This window comes from Hominiventricola filiformis, from assembly GCF_020686965.1.
Classification (GTDB): Bacteria; Bacillota; Clostridia; order Lachnospirales; family Lachnospiraceae; genus Hominiventricola; species Hominiventricola filiformis.
Map to the genome: position 1 here is coordinate 1 of NZ_JAJEPS010000034.1, position 12,600 is coordinate 12,600.

The window sequence follows — 12,600 nt, forward strand, 5'->3', positions numbered from 1 at the left end:
AATCTTCTGGTAACAGTTCCGTCATCATAGGTTGCTTTCACATCCAGATAAAGGATCTGCTTCATAAATTCATCCAGTTGGTCAGGATCCGGCTTGTCGGGGTCCGGTTGGTCAGGATCTGGCTGATCGGGATCCGGCTTGTCGGGGTCCGGTTGGTCAGGATCCGGCTTGTCTGGATCTGGCTGATCGGGATCTGGCTTGTCGGGGTCCGGCTGATCAGGATTCGGCTTGTCTGGATCTGGTTGATCAGGATTCGGCTGATCGGGATCTGGCTTGTCGGGGTCCGGTACATCCGGATTCTCCGGCAGCGGATCCAGGTCCTCTGTTTTCTCATCTCCGCAGATTTTACAGGTGTATTTTATGTATCCTGCTACTCCCGGTTCCGGGTCTTTTCTGTCTGTCTCTTCGTATTTATGATCCTTCGCATGATAAGAACCATTGATCCAGGTACCACAGTAACCGGACAGACTTCCTTCCGTTCCACCGGATGCTTCAGAACCGCCGATATCTTTTCCATATGCCAGTGTAAAGCGGAGATATAAAGTATCTCCATCATTCAAATGGTATTCTGACATCCCTTTTCCTGCCGCATAGGAACCATTCACTGAATACATCCATCCGGAGCCTCTTGTGAAATCAAATTCTCCCAGCTGGTCTCCGCTGCACGGAGAGGTGAATGTAATATTATCCCGCTCCAGCAATTCCTGCAGATGTTCTTCAATCTCGGCTCCTGCAAAAGTATCTGCGCGCTCCAGGCTTCTCAGATAGAATCCGCTGGCAGCACTTCCCGAATAATTTGCGGTATATCCGTATTCATCCAGCATCTTCAGAAGTGCATCTGCCGCTGTCTCTCCCTGTATGAGTTCAATGCCATCTGCCTCGTCAATAATGCCAAGATCTACCGTTGTTGCATCTATTACCACCGTGACAGATCCAATCACTTCTCCATCATCCGGCACCAGTGTCTCTACAATGTATTTGACAAACTTAGAATTTCCTTCGTCATCCCATGCCATAACCGTAATGACATGTCGACCGATATCCTGATTATTGGGACGCTCAAACCACAATGCATATTCGTAAGTAGAACTTCCTGTAGGATTCGTGATCGTCTGCCCATCCATGGTCACGCAGATATGATTGGAGCGGATCACTTCTCCCTGCCAGGTTCTCGCTTTTACCAGGAAGGTAAAATTCTGCTGCTGAATGTAGCCTTCCCAGTCATCCAGGTTTGTCTCTATGGTTGGCGGGTTTTCTCCGATTTCCGGTGTACGCTCATCCGCCTTATTCGCCTCATAGGTTATAATATAACGCTTTGTTTTCTTTTCTCCTTTGGAATCCTTATAGGAAACCGTAATCTCATTTTTCCCGGCTTTCAGTTTGGTACTGTAATTATGTCCGTCCGCTCTCAGCCAGGTTCCATTCCCCGTATCACTCTGAGCTCTGTATTTTACTCTCAGATTTGCATCCACACTCTCCGGTGTGTAATAGGCGTAGAATGAAAACTGATCATTGGTAAGTTCAGAAAATAATATAGTTTTACTGGAAAGATCCGTTACCAGACCTTCTTCCAGATCAGGATTGTCCGGTTCCACCGGCTGCGGCTGATCGGGATCCTGACTGCCATCATCTTTCTTATCTCCATCTCCCGGTGTATTTCCGGTATCCTCTCCGGTTCCCGGTGTATCTCCGGTTCCATTTCCACTGTCTGTATTTGTTTCATTATTTCCGGGCTGATCTCCTCCCGAAGTATTTTCATCCGTAGTCTTCCCTCCGGACTGACTGCCATCTGACTTTGATTCATCAGAATGATCCGAAGAATCTTCGCCTGTATGATCCTCTGAATCCTGCTCCTCTGCCTTTTCCTCCTCATCCGGTTTCTGTTCGTCCGGCTGCGTCTCTTCCTCCGGCTTCTGCTCTTCCGATTGCGTTTCTTCTTCTGATTCTTCTTCGTTCTGATTTTCATCCTGCCCGGCTTCACTGTCCCCATCACCGGTTCCGGTTTCTGCCAGAAGAAGATAGCCCTGATCCACCTGATCCGAGTAATCTTCTGTCAGAAGTACTTCCGGCTCTGTCGTAATCGGATCTTCAGGCTCTATGCGTATCGCCTTCCCCGGCATCTGCAAATGCCCGACTGCCAGCAGAAAAGCAAGAAATATCGCAAATATGCGGTACAATCTCTTCTTATTTCTGTGCATACTCCCCACCTTCTTTTTCTCCTATAACGCAAAGTAACCCCCTGTTCTTCTCTGAAGAACAGGAAGTACTTTACTTACATATTCTTTTACTCGGTCAGTTTTCCAGAAAATTCTTTTATCTTTCCCGATACATAGCCATAGATCATCGCAGAATCCAGTGCATCCACCTGTCCGTCACCGTTTACATCCGCGAGTTTCATAATGTCGTCTCCAACTGTCCGGGTTCCTTTGGCAATGCTCCATACCATGGACGCATCTCTCCTGGTAACCGTTCCATCCTGATTAATATCTCCCAGCATCGGAACCGGTTTTACCGTTACCTTGGCTGTAGGCGGAGCACATGATGCATCTTCCGTACCGGCATTTGCATCCAGACCAACAATATAGTAGGTTCCCGGCTTATCAAATGTTACACTCCAAGTTCCACCTTCACCTGCATCAAAAACTTGATCTGTCAGAGTGCGGTCCTCTCCAAGAACTACATATCCCTGAAGACTTCCGTCAACTGCAGCTTCAAAGGATTCCGAACCGCCATCAGCTACAGAACTGGTATCATATTTTAATGTCTTTCCAGTCAATGCCTCCCCGGCTGTGCATGTATAAGAGTCATGTTCAAAGGCTAAAAATGCTCCGTTTGTCCAGAAATTCCAGTTCGTAAACATGGCAAGATCAACAGAATCATCATCTGACAGCAATATATAATCTGCTGTAGCTCCCCAACCTTTACTCATCAACGGATATACATGATTTCGATAGTACATCAGGTTCTCATCATGTCCCCAGAACTGCTGCATATAAAGAGATGTCGGACTACCCGTAATATTCAACACTTTATTGGTCGGTTCGTATGCAATGTCACCTTTCATATTCATTACAGAACCATACGGATCTGCTTCAGTTACTCCGTTTTGCAGCTGGCCCTGCCCGCATTCATCTTCAGAAAGTCCCATGCAATAACGTTCCAACAGATAAATATATAAATGCAGTAATGTCGGACGCCTGATTAACTCCTTGTCGATATATGCTCCCGTTCCATCTTTTGTGTGATACCGTTCAAAATCAGTAAGTCCATATGGTTCCAGTGAAAACCACGGAATATTAACATCCAGATGAGCCAATGTTGTCTCATCTTCATCGTGTCCTACAATGGGAATTCCATCGCAGGATACTGTCACAACCACATGTACGCTTTCCTGGGCTGTCTCTTCATATGAATAAGGAGATGCATCAGCTGGATCCTTTGCAAGAACCGGCTGAACAGGAAGCGTCAGTAACAGTGCAATTGCCAGAAAACAGGCACTGATTCTTCTAAAAATTTTTAATTTCTTATTCATGCCTTCTTCTCTTTCTCGTCAATACCCAAATGCAGCCAATCATTGCTACTGCTGCAAGAACAATCCAAAGCATCGGTCCCTGATCTCCCGTCTTGGCAGACTGCAGATTCTGAGGTGTAGACGCTGCTGCTGCAGCTGTATTTGATCCAGAAGTTGCTGTCTCTTCTGTTTTACTGGAGGAATGATGGTGTTTCTTTCCCGGCTTTGCTTTTGCCTCGATGGTCAGGGTAGCCTGTGCCGGATCTTTCTCTGCTTCCGGTGCATCCCGGGTGATTGCCTGACTCTCTACGTCCATCTGTGCAGAATCAATGGTTACTTTTGTCGTACCGGCTTTTTCCGTATGAAATGCCAGCTGAAACACTTTTCCATCCTGCTGTTTTTCTCCATATTTGAGAAGACGCAGTTTTCCGTTCTCTTCCTGCACCGTATAATCATCCAGACCTGTTGATGCCTTCTGGTCAAATGTCAGATAATCCTTTTCATAAGAAAATGTCAGATCGGCTGTGTTAAAAGTTCCACCCGGTGCAGCTACTGTTATATCCAGAAGTACTGTCTGATCTGCTGTTACGGTCTGATCCTTCCCAATTCCAATCCGATAGTTTTCTGCAGCTTCAGACGGAATGCCGGCTGCCAGGCTGAATGCCATCAGAAATGCTGCCAGAGTCAGCCCTTTTTTTCTATTCCACTTCATGTTCCGTCTCCCTTATTACTTGCTTTCTGCCGGAAATTCTGCAATTTTTCCATTGACGCGGGCATAAATCATTGCCGCATCTGCCGTATTAATCTTGCCATCTCCATTTACATCCGCTACTTTTTGCTGTTCTTCTTTAAGTGTTACCTTGCCATTAATGCTTGCGTAGGTTAATGCAGCATCCGCTGTATTAATCTTACCGTCTCCGTTTACATCTCCATATACTATAGAAGATTTTACATCATAACTTACCTTACCATTGTCCGTTTCCTTCAATGTATTCCAGTAATCCGTTGTAGCAAAATGCTCACGTTCTACTCGAAATGTATCTTTCCAATCCGCTGTCATATCTTTTTTCGCCGTAAATGTCAGCTGACAGATCTCCCCGCTTCGTAGAGCAACTCCTTCAGATGTTGTATCTACAAAATTAACACTATAACAAGGTTTTTGTTCCGAACCATAGGTCATCGCTTTTGTACTGACCTGTGCGTCTTCACATGCGGTTCCTATCGTACTCTTCTTCAGAGAGAAACTATCCATATCAAAATAAACCCGGTAGTCGAAACAGATCACATCATTCACTGCTTCATCCAGTGTCAAGGTCAATGTAATATCACTTCCACTGGTCACCTTCGTCTGATCGGATGACACTTTTACCTCAGCAGCCGACACTGGCAGACCGGAACCGGCCGCCAGTATCAGTGCAAGAAGAGCTGTAAATCCTCTTCTTCCATATTTCATATAGGTATTCTCCTTCTAAAACCAAACCCTTTATTTCAGAATCTCAGATACAACTGCTACTGCATCCTCAACCGTCAGATTCTTACTTCCATTCATATCAGCACGGAGGAATCTCTCTACAGATAAGATATCAAAATCGTCATATACTGGTTTGTACATATCATATACAAGCTGGGCATCGTTGATATCGATCTGGCCTGTCTTGTTGACATCTCCAGAATAATCAATTTCTATCTTGGTTCCTTCCACACTTCCAAGATGTTTTACTGCTTCTTCTTTCATTTCCTGCTCAGCCTTATCAGAAATTACAAGACAGCAGTATCCGTCATACTTTTCAGACCAGTACATTGCGGAACCGTCATAAGTAAGTACTTTTCCTTCTGTCAGAGAACTGTCATTTGCAACAACCAGATACATTACCTTGCCATTCAGTTTCACATACTGATATACTTCTGCGGTTTTGTTCGGGTTTTTAGCCACATTTACCATAATGTTTGCACCGTCAATATCAGCTGCTGCAATGGTATAGGTACCGTCTCCATTATCGTTTACATTAACCGTATTCTCGCCTTTTACTGCGGTTACTGCATATACAAAATCTGCCGCTTTTGTAATCGTGAAAGTAAAGTCCTGATGAAGCGGAGCATTCTGGCTGGTTCCTCCAACTACATCTCCGGCACCCTCACCTTCAAAAGTAATTGTTCCTGCTGTCTGCTCTTTGGCCACATTAATCTCTACCGGACCTGTAATCTTATCCCCTGCAATCTTGTACTGATTTGCAGTTCCTTCCTGAAGTTCTGAAGTAATCTCTGTGCCACCAGCTGTAATCTTTACCGTATAAGCATAGTTGCTATCCTGCGTTAAAGTATAAGTATAATCCGTTCCATAGGTTGCTTTTGCCGGTGCCGTTACATCTGCAGCGCCATTTCCGGTAACTGTTACATCATACTGTTTAGCTGTTTTGGTTGCAGTTACGGTAATGTTTCCATTGATCTGCTCTTTACTGATGGTGTAACTTCCGTCCCCATTGTCTGTCACTGTAAGCTGAGTATCACCGATCTTCGCAATTACATCATAATCATAATGTGTATTTTTTGCAGTAAAGGTATAATCTGCATCCGGAGTTGCTGTACCTGCACCATCAAAATCATTCGAAAGAGTTACTGTATATCCACCAACAGTAACGGTAACTTTATCTGTAACCTTTGTTGCTTCCGGCGCATCATCACTGATTGCATGATCCGCTTTATCTACTTTTGCAGAAGTAAATGCCACTTCTGCTGTGCCCACCTGCTGTGCCTTGAAGTTCAGAGTAAATGCGTTGCCGAGCTGTTTTTCTTCACCATAACCAGTAACCCTTACAATTCCATTGGACGCATCATTCGTAATGGTATATCCTTCACCAAGAGAAGTTGTATCCAGTGCCAGTTTCTCTTTATCATACTTAAGCGTTACATCCACCGCATTGTAAGTTGTTGCATTATCAGAGGCAATCTTTACAGTTACCGGGGCCGTTTCACCCATCTGAACTGTCTGAGTGCCCTCAAGATCCACTTTATAAGATGCTGTAGCCGGTGCAGGAGTTACCGTAACACTGACCGGATCTCCCGCAGTTACTTTATCTGCATCTACTTCTACCCATGTAGTATCCATAACAGATTCTCTTTTTACTTTAAAAGATACATCATCACTGGATGAAATATCATCTTTAGCAGTAAAAGTCAGGTTATAGATAGTTCCAGCTTTGATCGTAACTCCCTCAGAAGAAGTATCTACAAAGCTGACCACATAATACGCGCCATCTGCACCTGTCATAGGAGAAGAAATCTTCATACCATTACAAGAATTTCCATTTTCAGATCCTGTCATAGTAAATTTATCCGAATTATAGTAAAGCCAATATTCAAATGAGGTACAATTTGCAATATCTTCATCCAAAGTCAAAGTTACGGTAACGCTTTCTCCTGCTGCCACACTTGTCTTATCTACTGATGGTTTCACCGAACCGGCAAATGCTTCCAGAGTAAAGCCAAACATCATGCAGAAGCATAAGATGAATGAAATTGCTTTCTTTATCTGTCTCATACAAAATTCTCCTTTTTATTATTTTGCTGCTGGAAATGTTTCTATTTTTCCATTGACACGCGCATAAATAAGTGCTGCATCTCCGCTGTTAATTTTTCCATCTCCATTTACATCAGCTGCTTTCAACTGACCTTCTTTGAATTTTATTTTTCCATTGACATATGCATAAGTCAGTGCTGCATCTCCGCTATTAATTTTTCCATCACCATTCACATCACCATAAACAACCGTAGACTTTCCAAATGTGGTGGTCAGCGTCTTCAGTCCGTAATTTGCATTGTCAAATCCATATGTATAGGTAACAAGATAAGTACCATCGTCCTGTTTAGTTACTTTTACATCATCACTGATGTCTCTCTGCTCGCCGTTTTTCAGATTGGAGACAACCTTCAGTCCTTCTGCGGTAATAGTTCCATTTTTTTCTGTAATGGAAGTCGGCTCTTCTGTTACCTCAATAGATTCTACCTTCGATGTAATTGCCATCATATAGCAGCTGTCATTTTTGTAATAAAGAGTTCCATATTCATCTGCAATGGTAGAGCAGATACAATATTGTGCCAGAGGACTTACCGGAGTAAACACTTCACTGTAACCAGAATCGGTCGTCGTCAACGGTTCTGTCTGACCTTTTTTATCCTTCAGTACAGAAACACCACCCGGCGTATAATTATACGGGAGGTAGATATATACATATCCATCCTCATCTACATATCCCGTCGTTACCATAGCAGAAGTCTGCGGATAACCAAGGATTGCATATGCATATGCCTGGGTCATGGAACCATCCTCATTCAGATCATATACACCAATGGCATGACCGGAATTTGCTCCAAACTGACTTGTTCCTGCAATTCCAATGTAAATTCTTCCATTGTATACAGACGGCGTACAGGTGGACATTGCATATTCATTTCCTTTTGCTCCTACAATCACTACAGACTGTTTATCTGTGATTTTTCCAGTCTCCCAGTCAATCTGTGCATTGCAGAGAACACCGCCCTTGCTGGTAAAGAACACTCTGTCAGATTCCGGATCATGAGAAATATTAGAACGGATATCTCCGCGGATACCATCCCAGGAATCCACTAATTCTCCGGTTTCCCGGTCAAATACCAACAGACTTGCACCTTCCGTGCTATATCCACTGGCTCCGTCATCGGTTCCTACCACTGCAAATTTGTCTGTTACATAAGCACCAGCCCAGTAAAATCCTCCTGCCCGCTTATATGTCCAGGAAGCGACCTTTGCTTCCGTAGCTTTGGAAGAATCCTCGTCAGTTACACTGATACATGCGAAATTGGCATCTTTCTCCTCACTGTTCCAGAAACCTGCGTAAATATAACCATCTTTATAGGTAATTGGACAGTTCGGCTGACCTTTCAGATCGTTCTGATAAACCCAGAGGGAGGTCAAATCCTTTGCATTGAATGCCTGAATTCTTCCATTACTCAGACCAACAAAAATCATACCGTCACCATACGTTGCCGGAACAATGGAGAAGCTGGAGGAACCTACCATAGTACCTTCCGCTACAACTGCTCCTGTGTTTCTGTCCAGTTTGCGGATTGTAGAACCTGTGTAAGTTACCAGATCTCCATCCACCATAATCGGAGATCCCGGTGCTGCTGCCCATCCTGTTCCGTATTTTACTGCCCAGAGCAGTTCTGCATCATCTGGATTATACGGCGTTTTTGATGTCGTAATACCTAACTCATCATCACCGTTTCGGAAATTTCCCCACTGTGCATAGATGGTCTTGTCGATATCATTATTGTCTGTTGCCCTCTCCAGCGTGATCTCCGCTGTACCTGCTTTTGCTACAAAATTATTTTTCTGGCCAATATAGCCATTTTTTGTTACAACATAGCTGTAGGTGTCTCCAATCTGAAGAGTCCAGGTTTTATCATGATCTGGCCAGACTCTGTCACCATTCTTATCTTTTACTACAACCAGAGCGTCTTCCGGATCTGTTTCAAAAGAGACATTGCCTGTTCCTGCATCTTCTTCTCTGGTAATAGTCACCTTATATGTATTTGTGATACCTTCTTTATTTACAACAGTAATGGTAACAGCATTTTCACCAATACTCAGAGGTATTTCATTCTGATCTGCGTTTCCATTATAAAGAATCTGATAGGTCTGATCTGTAATATCCGTATGTTGTGCCGCAGTGAAAACAGCTGTATCCGCTTTTGTGGTGGCGGTCATGTTCTGCCATGTCTTAATATAAGAGGTATTCGCATTCCACTTAAACCCATTATCAATTTCTATCGCTTCACCGGATTTATTGGCAATGGAAAGTGTCTGCAGACAAGGTTTTCTCAGAACATGGATGGTTACCGTCTGTGATTCTCCCTCATCCGCTGAAGATGCAGTAACTGTAACATCCTGTCCTGTCGTCGTTGCAGATTTTGTTATGCAGTTAAGCTGTTTCGCTGTTCCCGGCGTCAGTGTCGGGGTCTGTTCTTTTCCAGTAATCATCTGCGTCCATTTTGCAGTAACTACCGTGTCATCAGGCGCCTCATCAGAAAGTGCAGTAACTAAAAATGGAGATGCAGTCTGAATATCATATGTGTACAGATTGTATTCATTTTCATCACACTTTTCCAACTCCATTTCATCTGCCAGCGTTCCATTCGAATACAATGTTTCATATATCGCTACACTGTCTAAATACTGTGTATTTCTTGCCTGCACTGCAATCGGTGCCGCCTGATCATCAAATGCAGCTTGATCATCAACCGTTTCTGTTATCTGTTCTTCCTGACCAGACTCCGCCGTCTGTTCCTCCTGTTTTACTTCTTCCTGACCAGGCTCCGTCGTCTGTTCTTCCTGTTTTTCTTTTCCCTGACCAGGCTCCGTCGTCTGCTCTTTCTGTTCCTCTTCTCCCTGAGCAGGCTCCGTCGTCTGCTCTTCCTGTTTCTCTTCTTCCTGACCAGGCTCCGTCACCTGTTCTTGTTCACCAGCTGTTTCATCGCCAGCTTCCTTTGTTTCATCAGTCACTTCCGCCTGTTCCTGACTCTCATCCTGAACAGCCGTCAACTCTGATGCTGCCGCTGCTTCTGCCGCATTTGCTTCCACAGGCAGACTGCCTGTTACCATAGCGCAGGTTAATATCAGCGCTAACACAGAAGCACATGTCTTTCTTTTCATCTTTTTCCCTCCTTATGATGATTTATTTTAAAAACGGGCAATTTCTCTTCCGCTGAAGTTACACATCCGTCGTGCAAACTTACAAAAAAAGCTGCAGAACTTAAAAGTTCTGCAGCCGTTTTTCTGCCAGTTTCAAAATATGTAATTAATTCTATCGAAAGTTTCTTCAGCAGGTCTTCTGATTTACATCTCAAGCGCTGGCTATTCTGCCTTCCCAGTCCCCCAGTGGCCGACTTGCGTCCTTGAATATCAACATCGATGCTTACAGCGGCGGTGCCATCCGGGAATCTCACCCGGTTCTCTCTTAGCTTTTTGTTCTTCTCAGTTCAAAAAGCACTGAAGTCTTACTTTCTACGATTTATAAATACTCACACAGAAAATCATTCTCCTGGCAATACTTATCAATTTTGCTGCCTTTTCTGCAACGTATGGTACAACTTCTGTTTACAATCCAGTCTCCTACAACCTCTGGATCACCTGGAATTTCCAGAACTTTTAATCGGTTACATCCGTGGAATACCCATTTGCCAATTATTTTTACAGATTCCGGAATTCGCACATATTCTAACTGCGTACACTTAAAAAATGCGCTGTCACTAATCTTTACCAATCCATTCGGAAGATGCAGTTCCGTTAATCCATTTTGATAAAATGCTTCTTCTTCGATTTCTTTCAATGTGGCAGGAAATTGAATGCCATCCAGCTCTTTGCATTTATAAAAAGCTCTAGGTCCAACTTTTTCCAGCTTTTCAGGAAGTACAATGAGCTGAAGTCGATTGCATTCACGGAATACTTCTGGAGAAATCACGGTACTGAGATTTTCTGTTTCATATCGTATCTCTCGAACAGCTTTATTTTCCATAAATGCATTTTTCTCTATATAACGGAGACTCTTTGGAATATCCAACGTTTTCAAACTGGTACATCCCTGAAATGCACTTCTCTGTACGGTTCGCACCCCATCAAGGGTAAGGAACCGCAGATTGCTGCAGCCCTGAAATGCTTCTTCCCCAATTTCTTTTACACTATTCCCGATCTGCAACCGTTTCATCTTAATATTATTCTTCATTGCACCGCTTCCAATTCTGCGGTACGGCTCCGCAATTCTTATCTCACGGTCAACCATTGACTTGCCCAAGCGCCTGTCAAACACATCATAATTGCGGTCTGATACCCAGACTCCGGTATGATAAATATTTCCCATAATTCCCCTTACTGATATTCTGTCTCGTTAAGATTAGCTATCCCTAATAATAAAAAAACACGTTTGCCCATGATACGCAAACGTGTTTATGCTCTGTCAAAAAATATCCAGTTATCGTATGAAAATCAAACCGTGATCAGTAGACTTCCTGGGTCACATTTCAAAATTCTGTTCTGGATTTTACCATTTTACAGATCTCTTCATGTTCACAGCGGCGTTGCCCCTTCGGATTTGCACCAAATTGTCTTTTCAGTTCTGTTGCTGTATATACAGTACCAGACACTCTGTATCACTTATGAGTATAGCTCATAAATCGTTACAAAGCAATGCTTATTTGTCACCTTTTTAACGTAATTTATAAAAAAAAAGCCGGAACCATAACTGATTCCGGTTCTGTTCAGTTATCCAGCAGATAACTGACGCCCCTGCCAAGGAGTCGATGCGACAGGATTTGAACCTGCGACCTCTGCGTCCCGAACGCAGCGCTCTACCAAGCTGAGCCACGCATCGTTATTGTGTTTTGCCCCATCACCAGAGCACTTGTTTAGTATACATCGGTTTTTCAGATTTGTAAAGAGTTTTTTTCAATTTTTTTATTTTTCTTTTTTTAGCTCAGAAAGCAGGAAAATCTAAGGTCTTCCTGCTTTCTGATTATAACATATTTTACTTTATAAAGCTATTCACTACTGCGGTTGCATCTTCAACTGTTAATTTTCCATCTCCAGTTACATCTGCGTCCAGGAACTTATGCATGGATACCGTATCAAAATCCTCGTATTTTGCATTATACATATCGTATGTAAGCTGTGCATCGTTGATGTCTACTTTGCTACTAAGGTTCACATCGAAGTCATATGCCAGTTCTGTCTTCTCTGCGTCTGCCTCTGCAATCTTTCCTGCAGCCTCTGTCTTCATCTGCTCTTCTGTATTTTCAGAAACAACGAGGAAGCTGTATGCATGGTATTTCTCTGACCAGAACATTGCGCTGCCGTCATAAGCCAGTACCTTTCCTTCGGATACAGTACCTGCCGCTTTCACCAGCCACATATTCTTACCATTCAGCTCAATGTATTTCGATACATCTACGGTAAGCGCACTCTTCTCCGTCTTCTCTACTTTTACGGTAAGTGCTGTTCCGGTAATCTTTGCTGCCGGAATGGTATATTTTCCTTCGTCGTTTGCAGTCAGAGTCTC

8 protein-coding genes, 1 tRNA gene and 1 riboswitch are annotated in these 12,600 nt (G+C 43.5%); all 9 genes read right to left on the reverse strand.

Going from position 1 to position 12,600, the window contains the following annotated elements:
- The coding region (locus tag LKD36_RS16930) for a DUF4430 domain-containing protein (RefSeq protein WP_308460345.1) at positions 1 to 2,198 on the reverse strand (2,198 nt) is incomplete at its 3' end.
- Between the two features lie 86 nt (positions 2,199 to 2,284).
- Positions 2,285 to 3,532 carry a dockerin type I repeat-containing protein gene (locus LKD36_RS16935; protein ID WP_308460346.1) on the reverse strand — a complete coding sequence of 416 codons (1,248 nt, stop codon included), beginning with the start codon at positions 3,530 to 3,532 and terminating at the stop codon, positions 2,285 to 2,287.
- On the reverse strand, positions 3,525 to 4,223 hold the full coding sequence (locus tag LKD36_RS16940; protein ID WP_118771495.1) for an LPXTG cell wall anchor domain-containing protein: 699 nt from the start codon (positions 4,221 to 4,223) through the stop codon (positions 3,525 to 3,527). The genes LKD36_RS16935 and LKD36_RS16940 overlap by 8 nt, the downstream gene beginning before the upstream one ends.
- Before the next feature lie 15 nt (positions 4,224 to 4,238).
- A complete protein-coding gene (locus LKD36_RS16945) occupies positions 4,239 to 4,964 on the reverse strand; it encodes a dockerin type I repeat-containing protein (protein ID WP_308460347.1) in 726 nt (241 codons plus the stop codon).
- A 30-nt stretch (positions 4,965 to 4,994) separates the two neighbouring features.
- Complete coding sequence (locus LKD36_RS16950; RefSeq protein WP_118771493.1) at positions 4,995 to 7,049, reverse strand: cohesin domain-containing protein; 2,055 nt, start codon at positions 7,047 to 7,049, stop codon at positions 4,995 to 4,997.
- 18 nt (positions 7,050 to 7,067) lie between these two features.
- The gene (locus LKD36_RS16955; protein WP_308460348.1) at positions 7,068 to 10,202 is read right to left on the reverse strand and encodes a dockerin type I domain-containing protein; all 3,135 of its coding nucleotides are present in this window, start codon (positions 10,200 to 10,202) and stop codon (positions 7,068 to 7,070) included.
- Positions 10,203 to 10,353: 151 nt separating this feature from the next.
- Positions 10,354 to 10,558: riboswitch (cobalamin riboswitch) on the reverse strand.
- A gap of 2 nt (positions 10,559 to 10,560) precedes the next feature.
- Positions 10,561 to 11,406 (reverse strand): leucine-rich repeat domain-containing protein, encoded by an 846-nt coding sequence (locus LKD36_RS16960; protein WP_118771491.1) that lies wholly within the window; start codon positions 11,404 to 11,406, stop codon positions 10,561 to 10,563.
- 436 nt (positions 11,407 to 11,842) lie between these two features.
- Positions 11,843 to 11,916: transfer RNA gene (locus LKD36_RS16965), tRNA-Pro, on the reverse strand.
- 153 nt (positions 11,917 to 12,069) lie between these two features.
- Positions 12,070 to 12,600, reverse strand: a 531-nt coding sequence (locus tag LKD36_RS16970; protein ID WP_308460349.1) for a hypothetical protein, incomplete at its 5' end; no start/stop codon positions are given.

Bases quoted from the DNA above. Each gene is read 5' to 3' on its own strand.
- LKD36_RS16935 (WP_308460346.1), bottom strand. From the start codon at position 3,532: ATGAATAAGAAATTAAAAATTTTTAGAAGAATCAGTGCCTGTTTTCTG.
- LKD36_RS16940 (WP_118771495.1), bottom strand. From the start codon at position 4,223: ATGAAGTGGAATAGAAAAAAAGGGCTGACTCTGGCAGCATTTCTGATG.
- LKD36_RS16945 (WP_308460347.1), bottom strand. From the start codon at position 4,964: ATGAAATATGGAAGAAGAGGATTTACAGCTCTTCTTGCACTGATACTG.
- LKD36_RS16950 (WP_118771493.1), bottom strand. From the start codon at position 7,049: ATGAGACAGATAAAGAAAGCAATTTCATTCATCTTATGCTTCTGCATG.
- LKD36_RS16955 (WP_308460348.1), bottom strand. From the start codon at position 10,202: ATGAAAAGAAAGACATGTGCTTCTGTGTTAGCGCTGATATTAACCTGC.
- LKD36_RS16960 (WP_118771491.1), bottom strand. From the start codon at position 11,406: ATGGGAAATATTTATCATACCGGAGTCTGGGTATCAGACCGCAATTAT.